We start from the raw sequence: 16,086 nt of genomic DNA, 5'->3' as shown, positions 1-16,086 counted from the left end.
CCCGATGAAGTCTATGAGGCGTTCGTTCTCGGCCTTAGTGGCGGGGATCGCTACCTCTTCTGGAAGGGAGAGGTCTGCCACAAGCTCGGAATCGAGTGCCTCATCGACGACGCGACGATGGAGGTCTGGGGCGGCTGCTGCAAATATGAAATCGACTATGTGCACCCCGACTTGGTGAGCTTTTGAAGGTCGAAGGTCACGTGTCCTGAGACCTCCCTTCGGCAATCATTGCTGCTCGTGCCGCTTTCTGCTCCACGCACCAGTCGATCTCACGAAGGTAGTAGCTGATCCAATCGGCCAGATCAGCGTCTTGCGCGGTTTCGGGCTGCGCGAAGCGCGCCTCAAGGCTCTTGCGTGTCCTTTCAAGCTTCTCGTCCGAGGCAGCGGAGTTTAGGCCGCAGACCAAGAGGCGCGGCGGAGATGCTGGCGGTTCTGGTCTCATGCGAATACCGTTCATCTGCCGCCTTCCTGAGCCTCAGCCCTCGATCAGCCGCGCTTCGCTCGGCTCGTAGCGGTAGCGCGTGATCGAACCGTCACGGATGCGCTCAACCGCTTCATCGATGGCGCTCAGCGGCACGAGGAACCATTCGCGCGGCTTCACAGGATTCCCGAACCGATCTGGAATCGTGAGATCAAGTGCTGCCCCTGCAAACACCTTGTGGATCAGGCCCTCAAGCTGGACACGGTTGATGTTGAACAGCTTGTAGGTCGCGACGACCTCGACACCTGCCAGCAGGTAGGTGGCCGACTTGTCAGCACCCGCGATGCGGGTCTCAACTGAGCCGCCCGTCACGCCGATTTTGTGAATGAGGTGACGGTTCTCCGCGACCATCGGATGGTCCGACTTGCTTCGCAGGACATAGATGGTGCCGCTTTCAAGATCGCCCTCTTCGGGATCGGCGGCGAACAGCGGGCCAGCCTCGACCTCGGTAATCCGTCGGCCCGCATCATCCTTGTAAAGGGCGCGCTGCATCGAGCGGCGCAGCAGATCGCTCTCGGTGCCGTTCGCATAGATGACGCGGAGGCGGGCGTCAGATTCGCCGTTGGGGGCTTTGAACGTCTCGCCGACCTCCGCGATGTAGGCGATCTGCCCTCCGAGAATGAAGAACTGACCCTTGGTGATGTCGGCCTTGAGGAATCCAGCATCCCTCACAAATCGCCGCGTCTCGCGCGCACCGCTATCGAGGTCGCGCTGAACCTGCTCGAATAGTGGCTTGAACTTGGCGAAATCCGCACACTTCTCGCGGCTCGCAATCTCCTCGGCAGCGCGGCGCTCTTCAGCGCTGGGCACATGGCGGAGAACGCGGATGTCATCCTCGGCAGTCGGCTCGATGCCAAGCTCAGCGAGGAGCGCATCGTCATCGATCTCGGACGGGGGAACCTGATCCTCCGCCTGCGTGCTAGTCAGCAGCCCGTGCTTGTCCATATCGCTGAGAAGCTCGCGGCATTCCTCAAGCTCGCGCAGGCGGTCGAGCCGCACGGCATAGAGGCGCTCGAAAATGTCACGGTCTTCGCCATGCAGCGGGGCACGGCCATACTCCTCATAGAAGCGGACAATATCCTCGAACCCAGCGATGATCCTCTCTTGTTGCGGCGTGTAGGTGCGCGCCTTCGGTTGCTCGATCTCGACGCCGAGTTCGGCCAGCAGTTCATCATCGGACAGTTCAGCCATTGGAGGCCTGTGCTCGATAACGGGCTAGCGCTGCAACCCCTTCCGCCATTCGCCTTTCCCACGCGTCGGCGGAAGTGATGTCGGGTAGCCTTCCGCGCTCCTTCTTGAACCGCAGGGCACGCTCGGCGAGATCGCGCGCTTCCTCAGGTGAAATCTTGACCTTCTTCGCGGAGATCACCGACTGCACCTGCTTAAGGACCGTCTCATTCATCGACTTTGCCAGCACAGCATAAGCCGCCTCGAATGGATTGATGCTGTCGATGAGATCGATGTCGAGGTCTTTGACCTCAAGAGCGAACTTGCGCACGCCGTCGATCAGCGCAGTGTTGACCTTCTCGTCCTCGCCCTTGGCAGTGTCGATGCCGATGGCGATTTCCTTGGCCTTCTGGGTGAGGTTGAGCGCCGCGATAGCATGCTGGCGGATGGCTTCCTGATCTTCCGCGCTCAACTCGGGGTAACGGTCGCGGACAATCTTACCCATGCGCACTTGGGTAAGCTCCTGCGCCAGCGTCTCGCCGCCAGCCTGAGTGCCGTCGAAGAGGCCCTTCTCCATGGCCGTCTTGTCCTGCACGAACTGCGTGATCACCTCGTTGAGGTCTTCCTTGCAGATGCGCTGGGCCTCGTCGCTCTTGGGCTCGACCAGCCCCTTGATCTCGAAGTGAAGCTGCCCCGTGTCTTCGCGGACGCCGACATTCGTCTCGCCTTCCTTGTATCCTGCGGGGCCGTAGTCGAAATCTTCGAGCGGCCCGCCGCCCTTGGGCGTGAAGGTGAAGCGCGGGGCGAGCACCTGCTCCATCAGAAGGCTGGCGGCAATGGCCTTGAGCGTGTCGTTGATAGCGCCGACCACCGCAGCTTCCGACGCATCGGGCTCTGCGATCAGGTTGGTGAAGGTGGCGCTCTCTTTCCCGGGCGCGTCCCGAGTGGCGCGCCCGATGATCTGGATGATCTCGGTAAGGCTGGATCGATAGCCGACCGTCAGCGCATGCTCGCACCAAATCCAGTCGAACCCTTCCTTCGCCATACCGAGCGCGATGATGATGTCCACATGGTCGCGGTTGTTGCGCTGCGCTGGGTCTTTAAGCGCCGCGAGCACCTTGCCGCGCCGCGCGGGATCGCTGTCATCGACCAGATCGGCGATCTTCACGATCTTACCATCCGCCAGCTTCACATGGTGGAATCCAGTCTGGGGATCGGCACCCTGCCATTCCCCCAGATATTCCATGATCTCCTCGACCTCCTTGATCTTGTCCTTCGTGCTCTCGCGCGAATTGACGGAAGGGATGTGGACGATGGTCTTCTTGGCGGGATCGAGCACGGCCTCAATCGCGTTGAGGTAGCGTCCCGTGTAGAAGAAATAGCCGATGTTGAGCGCTTTGAGGTGCTCGTAGCCGTTCAACTGCTCGTAGTAGGTGTAGGTAACCGTCTCGAACTTCGCCTCGTCCTCGGGGGTGAGGACAGGAACCGCGTCACCACGGAAATAGCTGCCCGTCATGGCGACGATATGCGCCTTGTCACGGCGGATGAACTGGGCAAGCTGGCTGCCGAGCCGATTATCCTCGCTGGCCGAGACATGGTGGAACTCGTCCACCGCGATCAGGCGGTTGTCGAAGGCTTCGACGCCAAGCTGCTCCACGGCAAAGCGGAAGGTCGCATGGGTGCAAACGAGCGCCTTATCCTCACTGGCGAGGAACTGGCCTACGGCCTTGATCTTCGAGGGATCGGCACGCTCCTCATCTGGCCCTGCGGCATTGCAGAGATTCCACTTCGGGCGCACTTCCCAGTCGGCCCAGAACCCGAACTTCGAGAGGGGCTCATCCATGAAAGAACCGCCAATCGACTTCTCGGGCACGACGATGATCGCCTGCTGGAGCCCTTGATTGTGGAGCTTGTCGAGCGCGATGAACATCAGCGCCCGAGATTTGCCCGAGGCTGGGGGAGACTTGATCAGCAGATACTGCTCACCGCGCTTGGCATAAGCGCGCTCCTGCATCGGGCGCATGCCCATTTCATTCGCGTTGGTGGACGCGCCTGTTCGGGCAGTCTGGAATGAGACGGCAGGGATGGGCTTGGAAGTGGTCACGCGAGTTCCTCGTCCGATACCTCGAACTCCCTGCGAAGGAAGTCAGCGGTCTCTTGATCATAGATTTTGCAGACGACGTTCTGGTTGGCAAAGATGCCTGCGAAGGTTTTGGCATCCCGCCGATCAACGGTCTTCTTCCATTCGACGCCGACAACGTATGAGGCGCGATCAGGATCATCCTCTGACTCAGTGAGGTAGCGACGGTTAGGCAGCCTCTCCAGTAGTGGAATCCCGTCTGCCAGAATGAACTCGCTCGCGCGCATTTTGGGCGTCGTGACCCGTCCGAAGCCCAGATAACCCGTGTTCTTCTGGTAGAAGAAGATCGGAGCACCGATCCCGAGATTGTCGAGCTTGTTCGAGTAGACGCGGCCACCCGATGCCGTGAAGAACCCGTTCTGACGCATCTCTTCCCAAGGACGGTATTCCTCCGTTCCGCCAGTCACGTAGTAGAAGCCCGACCAAGGTGCGCGGGCCTTTTTGACCGAGCGATCCTTCACCTCCTCCTGATCGAGGAGGCTGTCGGTCGTCAGCCACTCATGCCCTTCGGCTCCGAAGATGTTGAAGAAGCTGGCGTTGATCCCGACGTTGTGCTCCTCAGAGAGGTATTCGATGATCCGCTTGGTCGCCTCATCGACCTCGCTGGCGACGATGACCATCTGGTGCGTGGCGTTGAGCGTCTCGGGCGGTGCCTTGCCGAACTTGTCACGGTAGATTTCGGCGAGCGACTTGCCACGCCCCGCCTGTGCGATCTCATAGACCTCGTTGGTGGTCAGCTTGCAGACCCATGAGGCGTAGTCGAGCACCTGTGCCACGATGTCGCGGGCGCTGGAGTCCCTCTTCAACTCGATGATGATGAGGTTGCCCTCTTCGTCCATCGCCAGCAGGTCGATGCGCTTGCTGTGAGCCGTCCAGACCTCTCGGCCAAGGATGATTCCATCCACGCCTATGAGGCTCAGGTCTTGTTCGACCCAATCTTGAATCCGCTTCTCAAGATCGAGCGCCTTGCGCTGGCTCTCGACGAGACCCTGATCTGAAACTCGAAACAGTCGAGTCATTTGAAAGACGCCCCCTTCTTGAGACCGCCTCAGCCATGCAGAGCGGCGACATTAGCCTCATGTCATAAGCGACTATGAAAGCCCTTCAAATTGAACCGTTATCATAAAGCCCACCCTTTATCCTCGGCGGTTTTGTTCCCCCTAAGTTCCGATGGATCAAAACGCGCTCAAAAGAGAGAACGTGCGTTTTCCCAAGCGATTCCATCGTTTCCGCATCTCAAGGGACGCTTTTGTCGCCCTTGAATCAAAACCCGATCAAAACTTTCCACAAGCTACGCCCAGTGAGGAACATACCCAGCACGTGGATGCTCGGGATCAGCGGGCCTAATTTGCCCTTCTTCTAGTGCCAGACGGATAACAGTCGATGCTTGTGAGGCGTTGCGCTCGGCGATTCCAAGACGCTCTCGCAAGCTCGAATTGGTCATGCGCTCACCGCTGACATACTTCAGCGCGGCATGCTGATAACAAGCACGGACACGCTCTTCTGGCGACATATCGGCGAACCGACGCGGTGCGAACAGCGTTGCACGAACGGCGGTATCGACGTTCTGGAAATCTGGTGGAGGCAGTTGATGCAACTCAGCCGAAGCAAGAACCTTATCGATCCCAGTTCCCTGTTCCTCGCACAGTCGCATTCGGCGCATCAACGAAGCCAAAGCTTCATTCCGAGAGCGCGGTGGTGAATCGAGGAAGCGATCTGGGCTCACCAGCGGTTCGCCGGGATTGGTGATCTCAAGCCGATCCTTGAACATCTCGATCAACGGACCAGCGCCTGTGATCGTCATATCTTGGTGGATCAGGGCGTTGGCGATCAATTCGCGGATCGCCACACTGGGATAGAGTGGCTCCTCCTCTCTGAACGCTTTGCCGATATGCTCATTTCTCGGCAGCAAACCATCGATGTAGTCCGCAAGGCCAGCGAACCCGCACGCGTAGCCGTTCTGACCATCGCGACGATGGATGACCTTGCTGGCCCGATTGTTCCCCTCGTAAGCGACGAAACGCACCGCCTTGCGAGCTATCGAGGGCGAGAAATCCGCAAGCTGCTTAGCGAACAAAATCGCACCTAGATTGGTGATGTTCCACTTGCCGCCAACATCCGCCGAAATCAGTCGATCTGCCAGCAATCGGTCAAATATACCCTGACGGGTCTCGGGTAGAGGTTGCCCCGTCAAATCGAAGTAGCTGCTATGGTCGAGCTTGGCCAAAACCTCGTGACCATCAAGGAATTGCGCCGCTAAGCCCGTCTCCCACGCGTAAGGCTGAAGCTTCGACCACAGCAGCCTCTGCCGTTCCGCATTATCCGCGAGACGCGGTGTTGCACTCCCGATGCGAACGAAAGCCGTTCGGTCGAACTCGATAGGGCTTACTGCCGCCGCAGGAATAGTCAGCAGCACAAGCCTTTTGCCCTCATAGTCGAGGGTCTTAAAATCGAACGCGAGTGACGGCCTCAGATGCTGACTTAGCCAGAACTCAAGCGGCTGATTGCTCCGTCTCGCGGACAGTGGCTCGAAAGTTGTTCCCACGGGTGCATGGTCGCCATCGCGGATGCCCCAGACGACGTAGGCGAAGTGTTCGTCAGCAAGACGCGCAGCGTTCGACAGGGCGGAGATGAGCTTGCCGATCATCTCTGCGTCGTCGTTATTCTCCTTGAACTCGACCCAAGGCGTCTCCGCAGGCAACGCCCGCAGATCGTCGATCAGCGCAAGCTGGCGAGCCTGCTCGATAGGCAACGGAGCAGCTACAGGCGTCTCTTCTTCGCTCATGCCGCCATTTGCCTCTCGAAATGCGTGAACATCAGCGTCCTTCCTCGCGCTCTTTACGGAGCGCACGTTCGAGCCACTTTGGCACCTCTTTCACCTGAGAGAAAAAGATATTCTCTGGCAGTTCACGCCAGAACGAGGTGATCGCTTCTGCAAAGCGCGCAAGATCATCGTCTCTCACGGAGAGGGACGAGTAATCCAATGCCGAAACGAAGAACGCTGGAAGGCCAGCGCTATTTCCGATCAGATCGGGTGCAATGGCCTTCAGGGCTTCGAACGAGGGGCCATTGCCGTGCTTATAGACGTTGGTGACCAGTTGGCACCGCTGTAGCTGCTCGAAAAACCCGAGCGTGCGCACAGGCCAACCGCAAGCCTCAAAAAGATCGAATAGCTCGTCGAGCTTCACCGACCAAACTGCTGCATGCGCATACTTGCCGAAGCCGTAGTGGCCAAGCTCTCGACCGAGCCAGTCACGCACCTGTTTTTCCCACTCGTGGAACATGCCCGCGATGATGCTCAATCGCGTGTTGTCCCTCAGGTCGGCGAGCCTCTGATAGAATCCGATGCTCTCGTCGTATGATTGCTCATAGTGGTCAGCAGGGTCATCGCGATCAGGGGCGAAGGGTATGCGAGCGAGCCAAGCCTCGGCGAACGCATCGGCATCTTCCGTCATGCTTTCGTCCGTGAACGGGTCGAGCAGCCGCCGCTTGGCCTCCGACACGTAGAACTCGTGGCTGGCAATCAGGTGCTCACGCGTCGGCCCCCACATCTGCAAGAAGACGCGATCAGGCTTGCTCATGCCGCCTTCTTGCTCGTCATCTTGGTGTAGAGTTCGAACAGCTTTTCGAGGCGTTCGGTGTCGTTGCGGAAGCGGCGTCCGATGTAGATGCGTTCGAGCACCTCGTCGTTCTCATCGTGGGTGCAGCGGAGGTCTTCGGGCATGGTTTCGGGATCGTAGAGATCGGCGATGGTGGCAGGGAAATGCGCCTCGCGCGCGAGCAGGATGTTCTCGGCGCAGCGGGTGAGGTCGGCCTTATTCTGCTCGGTCAGCTTGGGGAGCGGGAAGGTGTGCCATCCCAGAGTGTTTGAGTATCGAATCCGCGTTTCAAGTTGACCGCAGACAGTCGAGACCCACACCCAGTGAACACGAGACGCAACAATGGCCATGTTCCAGAGGGGCGCATCATACAGTGCGAAGGCGTTGTCCGAGACGATGGAATGGGCAGACAGCAAGCCGACTGGAAGATAGCCGCGTCGTTCAGATGTCACTTTTGGCACCACGACCGTGGAGAGCTTGCCCCGTCCTTGTATCTGTTTGAATCGGTGAGGCCGATCTGCAAATGCCCGAGTTGACTCTGCATCACTCGACAACCGCATCTTGCGGACACCATCTAGACGTGAAGTCAATCGGTCCGATTGCCGCGCTTGGTCCACCTCATGGTCCTCGATCCAGAGGCATCTGCGAACAATGCCCTTCACAAACTCTTGCGACCCAACGAAGTCGAAGATGAATCTGGCAGTATCGGGTTCGGCGAGTTTCAATTCTGCTGCTTCGTTGAAGCTTAGCAGCAGATGCCCACCGTCTTTCGGCATGTTCCCGAGGTCCATGTATGCGCATCCTGATATTGAGCGACGCGCGGGCTTGATTTCGATGCCGTCGCCCGGGACGAGGTAGGCGCATATCCGCTCAGCAGCTTTCGCTATCGTTCCTCCATCTTCCCCTATGGAGTAAATCATTGGGCCGCAGTCACGAGTTTCCCGAGCGATTGCTATAATGGCCACCGTGACGCCTGCGTTATGGCTGGCAAGGTTCGCCCAACGAAATGAGGTGTGGGCGAAGACGATCCTATGACCAGTAGCGAAGATGACTGGCCACAGTATAGGAACTTGCACACCTTGGCATATCGAATTGGTGGAGACAAATGCGGAGGTCGTCGGTGTGTGGGTGCCATAATCAGCGGCCTTGGCAAACCATCCAGCTACGTAGTCGAGCGATTTCCAAGCCGTGGTATGTCGGGAAAAAATCCGCTCAAGGTCGGCCTTTTGCTCAGATGTTTGCCATTTGCTGCCTAGATAAGGTGGATTGCCGCAGATGTAGGTCTCGCCACCATAGTTCTCGAAGTCAATTTCCGCCTGATCGAGCGGTGTTTGGAATAGGTCGTCGCTACGAACCTTCACGCCCGTCCCAGTTGGCGGGCAGATTTCCAACCAATTGAGCCGCAGGGCGTTGCCGCAGGTGATCCAGTTCTCGCTATCGAGTGGAAGAAACTCGGCCAAAGCCTCCTTCTGCCCGCGATAGAGGACATCGCACTGATACTCGGCGATAATGAGCGCGAGGCGGGCGATCTCGGCGGGGAAATCGCGCAGTTCGATTCCGCGAAAGTTGGTCAGCGGAATCTCGGTCTTGCGGTCGGGCTCGCCGCGCCGTTTGTTGATCTCAGCTTCAATCTCCCGCATCGCCTTGTAGGCGATGACGAGGAAGTTGCCGCTGCCACAAGCGGGATCGAAGACCCTGATCTTTGCCATGCGGCTGCGCAGGTTGAGGAGCTTGCGGGAGTTGTCGCCTGCCTCCTCAAGCTTTGCGCGCAGATCATCGAGAAACAGGGGGTTCAGCACCTTGAGAATGTTCGGCACGCTGGTGTAATGCATGCCGAGCGCGCCGCGCTCCTCATCGTCGGCGACAGCCTGAATCATCGACCCGAAGATATCGGGGTTGATCTTCGTCCAGTCGAGATTGCCGATGTGGATGAGGTAGGATCGGGCGATCTTGCTGAAACGCGGGACATCCACGCCGCCCGAGAACAGGTTGCCGTTCACGTAGGGGAAGCCGTCCGCCCAACGGGCAATGCCCTCTTCCTGACGCTTGGCGAGCGGTGTGTTCATCGCGCGGAAGAGTTCGCTGATTACATCGGCGGTGTTGTCCGCGCCTCCTGCGCTCATCTTCTCGACCGTGGCGGTGAAGCGATAGCTGGGGTGGAAGATGTCGGTATCCTCGGCGAAGAAGCAGAAGATCAGCCGCGCCATGAAGTGGTTCATGTCAGTGCGGCGCTCGGCCTTCGCCCAGTCGGGGTTGTCCTGCAACAGCGTCATGTAGAGGCGGTTGAGGCGACTGGTCGCGCGGATATCGAACGAGCTTTCGCGGATTTGCTCGACGGTGGTGATGCCTGCGAGCGGCAGGAAGAAGCCGAAATGGTCGGGGAAATCGGGATAGTCGCAGGCGACGGTCTCGCCCGTGTTAAGGTCTTCCGCCTGAAACTCCTCGCCATCGGTGGCGAGGATGAACTTGGCCTTGTTGGTGGCGGTTTTGGGGCTGATGCGCAGGGCCGTCAGCGTCTCGCCCACCGCGCCGGGGGCGCAGGTGGCGATGTGGATGTTGCTACGCTGAAGCACGCCGCCGCTGAGATCGGACTGGTTGGTGTTGCCCTTCCGCAGGCGGTCGATGGTGGTTTTCTTGTTCCCGAAGGCGGTGAGGAACTGGAAGGGGAACTCGGCCCGATCAAACGGCTCCGAGGCGAGTTGGGTGATGGCTTCTTCGATCTCGACGGGGTTCATGTTTGAGTGCTTTATGCATCGTGGGCCTCAGCGCCAAGCGGCATAGAGCGTTAGGCAGCGATATCCCCACGGAAAGTCCGCTCGAACTCTTTCTTGCGCTTGGCTTTTTCCTCAGGTGTCGAGAACGACTTAAGGAACGCTTTGTGCTCAGCCTTGAGAGCTTCGAGTTCGGCTCGACGTTCAGCAAGCCTATGCTGCTGCGCCAGATGAGCGGCGAAAGCGGCTTGAGCTTCCAGCAGAGCCATCTTTTCTGCTGTAGCAGCGGCCAAGGCTGCTCCGCATTCCTGAACCTGATCGGCAGCGATCCTTGCGGTGAACCCTTGCTCCCGCAACTCGCGGGCCCGTGCACGATCTTCTTTGATCAATCCGATCTTGGAGCCGATCTCGGATTTGAGTCGCTTTAGGCGGTCGATCTTGTCTTTCGCTTCGCCGATATCTGAGGCAGCATCGTTGCGCTCATACTTGAGGGAATCCCGGCCCCGCAAATCCTGCCCGAAGAATGAGCGATAGGGTAGTTTTCTTCCCCTGTTGCCGAAGAAGTATCGATCTGAAGTGGCATACCACGAGCGCAAGGATGATTGGGCTGATCGCAAGTCGTCGTATGCAGCAGATTTTGCGTCATAGGCTTCAGAAAGCTGACCCTTCAGCCGCTCCAATTCCTCGTAGAGGGGGTCAAGTTCCGACTTGAAGTGCCTCCGCATTAGTCGCTCAACATCCTCAGCGTCACTGTGCGCACGAAGAGCGTTGCTCTCCTTTTCGCCAGCCGCAGAAACTTCTCGGTCGAACCGCGCACTAACCTCTGCACGGATCGTGTTCTCGACCCGCGTGATTTCCGCCGAACGGTTCTCCAGATCGAACCTTTCGTCCGCATTGGCGCGGTGACGCATCCGCTCTATCCGCTCATGCTTGACGAACGCCAGTTCGAGCCGAAAACGTTGTCCGATCCGTCTAAGGGCCTTGAGCATCAGCGCCGCGCACGCAGACCGAGTGCGGAGAATGCTGGCTCAACCTCAGGCTTTATTGTCCACCTGTTGTCAGGGGAGAGGTCTGCGAGGATGCCGCTGTAGAAGTCGGCAGGTCGAGCTTGGGACTTTGGCGCTGGCCAGAGGTAGATGGCTCTGTTCGCGCACATGGTGCCGAAGTGCATGTGCCAAGACTGCGCGCGCCATCCTAAAGCCTTGGATAGCTCTGTCGAAGTCGAACTCGGGTGATCCAAGAGAACCTGAATGATTTTGGCCTCGTTTTCAGTCATCGGTTGCGCTTGGAACGCTTCGACGACACGCGCCGACACCTCCATGCCATTGAGGCGATCAACCAAGGCCTTGTGCTCGGCCTCCTCGACATCGCCGAGCGAGGCAATGACCTTTGTCGCTGCTGCCTTCTGCTCTGCGTTGCCAGAATCGAGTAGCTTCTCGGCATTCGCGCGGACGCGATCACGCTCTTGCTTGGACATCTCGGGAAGCGCCGTGATGATCTTGTCGATGTTCAATGCCCCACTCCTGCTTCCTCAAGCCATGCGCGGTAATGTTCGGCATGTGACCCTTCGTAGTTGCCCATCCCTTGCTTGGTGAGCCAGCCCTTCGGAGACACGTAGCTGTAAATGCTGCGGACGGGCCGCTCATGCCATGAGATGTTGAACGCGCCGAGTTTAGGGAAGAAGGTCAGGCCAGCGTTGTTGGGCACGTTATCGTGCAGCCACCACGCCAGTGCTTGCCAGTGTCCAGTGCGCTCGAAGTAGGGGATGAAGCTGTGCACGACGATGCAGGCCGTCGCTCCCATGCAGCCCTCCGCGTCGCGCCGATCCCATATATGGGCCGCGTAATTGGCCTCATTGCGAGCGCAATTGTGCTTGCCCACGCCTGCCTCATTCACAGCACAAGATCGGAAGGCTGAGCGGATCGAGATACGGCCGAGCTTGGCCCAGATCGGCTCAAGGAGTTCTTCGCAAAGGCGCGTGCCAGCGGCGATTGCAAGATCGGGATCGTCAGGAATGTTCGGTATGCCATAGGAGTTGGCGATCTCGGAATAGAGCATGTCTCGCATGAAGAAGTTCTCTGATAGCCGCACTCGACCGAGTTCCTCCAGTGCTGAGACTGATCTGGGGGGGCGCATGTTGAACCCTCTAAGTAGTTGACTTGATGCCATCTATAATGCCCATTCGAGGAATGACGAGCTACTTCACGCGGGGTTCTCTGGCCGTAAACGGCTTCGAAGGCTGGGTAACCTTCGACACGTTGAGAATCACTGATCCGTGCCCCGAGGTCGGCGGGGTCTATGTCGTCGCTCGCGACGATGCCTCGGCTCCAACCTTCATGACCAAGAGTTGCGGGGGCTGGTTTAAAGATCGCGATCCGACTGTCAGCATCGACGAGCTTCAGGCCAACTGGGTTGAGGGCGCTGAGATCGTCTACATCGGCAAGGCCAACAACATGCGTCGCCGCCTTAAGGAGTTCGCAAAGTTCGGCGCGGGGCAGAAGATCGGCCACTGGGGAGGTCGGCTGATCTGGCAACTGGAAGAATCCTCAAGGCTGCTGATCGCGTGGAAGCCGACCCCTGACATCGATCCGCTGGTCTACGAGGCACGGCTACTGGCTGAGTTCCGCGCCGAATATGGCAAACCGCCATTCGCGAACGATCCACACAGGCTTGGGGGCTAAGGCGGCGTGAACTTAACTGAAATCGACCTCGCTATTGCCTCAGCGCTTTACCCCGTCATGGTTGAGTGCGCGCGACAGTCGCCGCCGACGAAGCTAACCTATGGGCAGCTTCTCGATGAGGCGCAAAGGCGGTTCCCCGAGAACGAAGCTGTCCAGCGAGCTATCCCGATCTCATTGGGTCGCAGGCTCGATGTCGTTCGGATGTTCCTGAATGAACATGCGCTGCCAGACCTCACCAGCTTGGTCGTGAATGCTGACACAGGCGAGGTCGGTTCGGCGTTCGGCGCTGATCCAGTTCACGTCCGCGCACAGGTGGCCGCGTTCGATTGGAGCACCGTGTCCGAAGAGTTTGACCTACACATTGAGGGTCTGCGGAAGGAAGCAGCGGCCCGTTCGCGTCCGAAGCGGAAGCGTGACGAGGCGAAGAAGCTTATGTCCGCACATTACCAGCAGCATCGAGTCGCCCTGCCAAAGGGCATCGAAGCTCACCGCGAACTCATCATCGAGTTGCTTGTAGATGGCTTGTCGGTGGAAGAGGCCTTCGAGGCTGCATCATCTGAGGTGAGAAAAGAGTGCAGCACCTGACCGAACCCGACAATGAGCGGTAATGGTCGAGCGAAGCTGGGACGCGGAATTGGTCACCCTGCCTAAATACTGGATGACCAGTCATCCCATCCGCGACCTTTGCGAACGCATCGCCTCTGGCCGAAACTACGCCTTCTCGCCTGCGACATCCGTTACCATCAGCCTAGGGCATGACGAATGCCCAGAAGAGCTTGCCGACGAGCTTCGCCTATGGTGCCGCGACTGCTGCACTGGTCGATGGAAGCAAACGACGCGAGGCGTTCGAGGCATCATCGTTATGGGCTTCGAGTCAGCGCTCGATGCTGCCATGTTTCGCGCTTCTGCTCTCAACGATTGCCGCGCTGTAATTGCGGCGGACGAAGCACGCCGTCGCACAGCAATGGGTCGTGCCTCGCGCTGATCTAGCCTCGAAAATCATTTTCTTGGCGGATTTCAGAACTGTGAGAGTTCATTGGGCGGCAGGTGCCGTGGCCCGAAGCTCTCACGTCCACGACGACATCGGCCTTGATCTCAACACTGAGCAGAGGAGGATCGATGATCTACCGCGTCGAATACATGCGCCCGAACGATACGCGTTGGACGCTGGCCGCCGATTCCAGTTCGCAGGATATCGCGATCCATCGCGCGCAGTCTGTTGCGAAGGAACCGCGCCGCGAGCGAGTGCGCGTGGTTGATGCGAACGGGTCGGTGATCTGGACGAGCTAGTGTTGCATCGCGTCCATTCCTCTTCCCGCACCGTCGCAGGCATCATTGAAATCGCTCTCGATGCTGGGATGATTGCCGTCGCCTTCAAGCCCGAGGCTCGCCCGAGCAAGGTTTGCATCCTGTCGCCTCAGGACGCTCTCATTGTCAGTTGCCTGATGCTGAGGTCAGGAACGCTGCGCGAAACCATCAACGTCGAAGTCGCCGAAACGGCATTGCTGGTTGAGGGCGGACGGCGTTCGCAGGGGTGGTTCACGACGATGCGCGAGAGCAAACCCCACCTGACCGCGCGCCTCAACTCAACATCCGTGCGGGAGGTGGGAAGACAGATTCACGACCTGTATCTTCGGTCAATCGCCGCCACCACCGAAGGCCCCGAACATTCGATCTTCGTGCGCCGAGTTGCCTATTGCGGCGCGGTGGTCTGATTGACGGAAGAACCCAGCTATCATGGGGCATCCCGAAGGACGCCCCATCACCTCATGCAGCTTTCTTATTCTGCGAGGCTGCCGCCTCTAGCCGCTGCTTCTCTCGCTCCCGAGACCGCCGCTTACGCTCCCTGTCCTTCTCGCGCTTTCTTTCTTTCCGCTGCTCCTGCTCCGAAGGTGTGTATACGCTCGGCGCGCGACCGCGTTTCCCCATCGCGGGGATCACTGGCCCATCCGACACCAGCGAGATCGTTGCCGAGGCAAAGCCGAGCCCGTCGAAATAGGTCTTGAGGTAGAGCGCCTGCTCTCGGTCGAAGACCCACAGCCTGACAGGCGATGAGTCATCGGGATTTCGGACGCTCGTTCTTGTGACGAACTGCAAGATTGTCTCGTGCTCGACACTCCTCTCCCACGCTTCTCGGTCGATCCCGAGCACATCGAGCAAAGCGACGAGGTTGGGAGAGGCCTTCGCGGAGTAGATGGCTGCCGCATGGCTCATGCCCTTGTATAGGTTCGTGCCTGCCTGCCGAGGTGAGAGAAACTTGGCAGCATCCATCCCCGCCCCTTGGAGGAGTGCCTTCGGACGCGGAGCTTTCGCTGAACCCTTGTCGCGCTCGTTCGCCGTCCAGATGTGGCCGAGCCCATTCAACTCCTTCGCCAACCGCGCGCCGATCTCGCGAAGCATGACTTGTCCTGCCTCGGACTCGAAGAGATATCGGCTAGCTGAGCGTGTCTCCGAGAAGTAGTTGATTTGGACGGGACGAAACTGGAAGAAGCGCTTCGTCGAGGGACGCGGCAGCGGCTCCCATTCGATGTCATTGAGGCCCATCTTCTGTGAAATGAGCGCCCCCACGTCCGACCGAAACCTGTTCCCGAGCACCGTGACGGTCTCGAAGTGCTCAAGCTCCTTTAGAGTGAAGGCGCTCGCCCAGCACCATTGAACCTTCCGATCCGCCATCGCTTCCCAGCTTGGCATGTTGACCAGCACGCAGCGGTTCGAACTCTCAGACGACGCTTCGAGGACTCGGCGGTGGAAGACCGCTAGATGGTCGTGCGATTGGTCGGCGAGAACGTCAGTGACAGACAGCGCAGACCCCGCTGGTGTGGGCTTCACAAAGCACCACGCACCCGTCACGGCTTCCAGTTCATAGTGCGTCTTGAAGAAGGCTACGTCGAGGTGGGTGCGCTTTTCCTCGTAGTCCACGAACTGCGGCACCTCGTCCACGATGACGTGCCAGTCCCTGAAACTCGAAAAGTCGGATCGCAACATGCCTGCGTGCGTGGCGATCACGATAACGTGATCGTGATGCTGATGTCGCTCTGAAAGCGCCTCGATCTGCCGTGAGACTGAACCGAGGCGGTCGGTCTGGGCGCTGTAGACCTTATCGATGATGGGCGCGGTGCCATCGATCCCCGCCTGCTTGTTGATGCGGCGCTCAAGTTCGTCGAAACTCTCGACCCTCTCGGTGAAGAACAGCGTCTTGCGCTTCGACCTCACCATTTCCTTGATAGCTCGCTCTGTTTTTCCCGAACCTGCATATGAATCGTCGTAGTATACTTTCATGTTTCTCCTCACTGGTTGAACATGAAAT

17 protein-coding genes are annotated in these 16,086 nt (G+C 58.7%); 6 read left to right on the top strand and 11 right to left on the bottom strand.

Annotated elements, in window-relative coordinates; all coding sequences use genetic code 11:
* A partial coding sequence (locus tag ACU0AG_RS15795; protein ID WP_482783225.1) for a hypothetical protein occupies positions 1-186 on the top strand: 186 nt, incomplete at its 5' end.
* Between the two features lie 10 nt (positions 187-196).
* On the opposite strand, the gene ACU0AG_RS15790 is transcribed toward ACU0AG_RS15795, so the two are convergent.
* The 10 genes from ACU0AG_RS15790 to ACU0AG_RS15745 form a co-directional block, all read right to left on the bottom strand.
* The gene (locus ACU0AG_RS15790; RefSeq protein WP_482783224.1) at positions 197-457 is read right to left on the bottom strand and encodes a hypothetical protein; all 261 of its coding nucleotides are present in this window, start codon (positions 455-457) and stop codon (positions 197-199) included.
* Between the two features lie 18 nt (positions 458-475).
* Complete coding sequence (locus ACU0AG_RS15785) at positions 476-1,672, bottom strand: GIY-YIG nuclease family protein (RefSeq protein WP_482783223.1); 1,197 nt, start codon at positions 1,670-1,672, stop codon at positions 476-478.
* Positions 1,665-3,677 (bottom strand): DEAD/DEAH box helicase, encoded by a 2,013-nt coding sequence (locus tag ACU0AG_RS15780; protein ID WP_482783222.1) that lies wholly within the window; start codon positions 3,675-3,677, stop codon positions 1,665-1,667. Before ACU0AG_RS15780 ends, ACU0AG_RS15785 begins: the two co-directional genes overlap by 8 nt.
* 71 nt (positions 3,678-3,748) lie before the next feature.
* Positions 3,749-4,807: a hypothetical protein gene (locus ACU0AG_RS15775; RefSeq protein WP_482783221.1), complete on the bottom strand. Its 1,059-nt coding sequence runs from the start codon at positions 4,805-4,807 to the stop codon at positions 3,749-3,751.
* A 272-nt stretch (positions 4,808-5,079) separates the two neighbouring features.
* Entirely contained in the window at positions 5,080-6,573 is a 1,494-nt protein-coding gene (locus tag ACU0AG_RS15770; RefSeq protein WP_482783220.1) for an ATP-binding protein, read from the bottom strand.
* Positions 6,574-6,604: 31 nt separating this feature from the next.
* Complete coding sequence (locus ACU0AG_RS15765) at positions 6,605-7,369, bottom strand: hypothetical protein (protein ID WP_482783219.1); 765 nt, start codon at positions 7,367-7,369, stop codon at positions 6,605-6,607.
* Positions 7,366-10,122 carry a class I SAM-dependent DNA methyltransferase gene (locus ACU0AG_RS15760; protein ID WP_482783218.1) on the bottom strand — a complete coding sequence of 919 codons (2,757 nt, stop codon included), beginning with the start codon at positions 10,120-10,122 and terminating at the stop codon, positions 7,366-7,368. Before ACU0AG_RS15760 ends, ACU0AG_RS15765 begins: the two co-directional genes overlap by 4 nt.
* 50 nt (positions 10,123-10,172) lie before the next feature.
* Positions 10,173-11,087 carry a hypothetical protein gene (locus ACU0AG_RS15755; RefSeq protein WP_482783217.1) on the bottom strand — a complete coding sequence of 305 codons (915 nt, stop codon included), beginning with the start codon at positions 11,085-11,087 and terminating at the stop codon, positions 10,173-10,175.
* A complete protein-coding gene (locus tag ACU0AG_RS15750; protein ID WP_482783216.1) occupies positions 11,087-11,611 on the bottom strand; it encodes a hypothetical protein in 525 nt (174 codons plus the stop codon). Before ACU0AG_RS15750 ends, ACU0AG_RS15755 begins: the two co-directional genes overlap by 1 nt.
* The gene (locus tag ACU0AG_RS15745; RefSeq protein WP_482783215.1) at positions 11,608-12,165 is read right to left on the bottom strand and encodes a hypothetical protein; all 558 of its coding nucleotides are present in this window, start codon (positions 12,163-12,165) and stop codon (positions 11,608-11,610) included. Before ACU0AG_RS15745 ends, ACU0AG_RS15750 begins: the two co-directional genes overlap by 4 nt.
* 122 nt (positions 12,166-12,287) lie before the next feature.
* Between ACU0AG_RS15745 and ACU0AG_RS15740 the strand changes: the two genes are divergently transcribed.
* The 5 genes from ACU0AG_RS15740 to ACU0AG_RS15720 all read left to right on the top strand — a co-directional run bounded on the left by ACU0AG_RS15740 (position 12,288) and on the right by ACU0AG_RS15720 (position 14,494).
* Positions 12,288-12,779, top strand: coding sequence for a GIY-YIG nuclease family protein (locus ACU0AG_RS15740; RefSeq protein ID WP_482783214.1), 492 nt, complete (start codon positions 12,288-12,290; stop codon positions 12,777-12,779).
* 6 nt (positions 12,780-12,785) lie between these two features.
* Entirely contained in the window at positions 12,786-13,364 is a 579-nt protein-coding gene (locus tag ACU0AG_RS15735) for a hypothetical protein (protein ID WP_482783213.1), read from the top strand.
* Between the two features lie 170 nt (positions 13,365-13,534).
* Complete coding sequence (locus ACU0AG_RS15730) at positions 13,535-13,711, top strand: hypothetical protein (protein WP_482783212.1); 177 nt, start codon at positions 13,535-13,537, stop codon at positions 13,709-13,711.
* Positions 13,712-13,898: 187 nt separating this feature from the next.
* Positions 13,899-14,069: a hypothetical protein gene (locus ACU0AG_RS15725; protein WP_482783211.1), complete on the top strand. Its 171-nt coding sequence runs from the start codon at positions 13,899-13,901 to the stop codon at positions 14,067-14,069.
* Complete coding sequence (locus tag ACU0AG_RS15720; protein ID WP_482783210.1) at positions 14,069-14,494, top strand: hypothetical protein; 426 nt, start codon at positions 14,069-14,071, stop codon at positions 14,492-14,494. The genes ACU0AG_RS15725 and ACU0AG_RS15720 overlap by 1 nt, the downstream gene beginning before the upstream one ends.
* A 52-nt stretch (positions 14,495-14,546) precedes the next feature.
* Here the strand turns inward: ACU0AG_RS15720 and ACU0AG_RS15715 are convergent, their stop codons facing one another.
* Positions 14,547-16,058: a hypothetical protein gene (locus ACU0AG_RS15715; RefSeq protein ID WP_482783209.1), complete on the bottom strand. Its 1,512-nt coding sequence runs from the start codon at positions 16,056-16,058 to the stop codon at positions 14,547-14,549.
* Positions 16,059-16,086 lie beyond the last annotated feature (28 nt).

This window comes from Erythrobacter sp. RANMB8, from assembly GCF_056848235.1.
This window is presented reverse-complemented; position numbering and strand designations above follow the sequence as displayed.

Bases quoted from the DNA above. Each gene is read 5' to 3' on its own strand.
- ACU0AG_RS15790 (WP_482783224.1), bottom strand. From the start codon at position 457: ATGAACGGTATTCGCATGAGACCAGAACCGCCAGCATCTCCGCCGCGC.
- ACU0AG_RS15785 (WP_482783223.1), bottom strand. From the start codon at position 1,672: ATGGCTGAACTGTCCGATGATGAACTGCTGGCCGAACTCGGCGTCGAG.
- ACU0AG_RS15780 (WP_482783222.1), bottom strand. From the start codon at position 3,677: ATGGGCATGCGCCCGATGCAGGAGCGCGCTTATGCCAAGCGCGGTGAG.
- ACU0AG_RS15775 (WP_482783221.1), bottom strand. From the start codon at position 4,807: ATGACTCGACTGTTTCGAGTTTCAGATCAGGGTCTCGTCGAGAGCCAG.
- ACU0AG_RS15770 (WP_482783220.1), bottom strand. From the start codon at position 6,573: ATGAGCGAAGAAGAGACGCCTGTAGCTGCTCCGTTGCCTATCGAGCAG.
- ACU0AG_RS15765 (WP_482783219.1), bottom strand. From the start codon at position 7,369: ATGAGCAAGCCTGATCGCGTCTTCTTGCAGATGTGGGGGCCGACGCGT.
- ACU0AG_RS15760 (WP_482783218.1), bottom strand. From the start codon at position 10,122: ATGAACCCCGTCGAGATCGAAGAAGCCATCACCCAACTCGCCTCGGAG.
- ACU0AG_RS15755 (WP_482783217.1), bottom strand. From the start codon at position 11,087: ATGCTCAAGGCCCTTAGACGGATCGGACAACGTTTTCGGCTCGAACTG.
- ACU0AG_RS15745 (WP_482783215.1), bottom strand. From the start codon at position 12,165: ATGCGAGACATGCTCTATTCCGAGATCGCCAACTCCTATGGCATACCG.
- ACU0AG_RS15740 (WP_482783214.1), top strand. From the start codon at position 12,288: ATGACGAGCTACTTCACGCGGGGTTCTCTGGCCGTAAACGGCTTCGAA.
- ACU0AG_RS15730 (WP_482783212.1), top strand. From the start codon at position 13,535: ATGACGAATGCCCAGAAGAGCTTGCCGACGAGCTTCGCCTATGGTGCC.
- ACU0AG_RS15725 (WP_482783211.1), top strand. From the start codon at position 13,899: ATGATCTACCGCGTCGAATACATGCGCCCGAACGATACGCGTTGGACG.
- ACU0AG_RS15715 (WP_482783209.1), bottom strand. From the start codon at position 16,058: ATGAAAGTATACTACGACGATTCATATGCAGGTTCGGGAAAAACAGAG.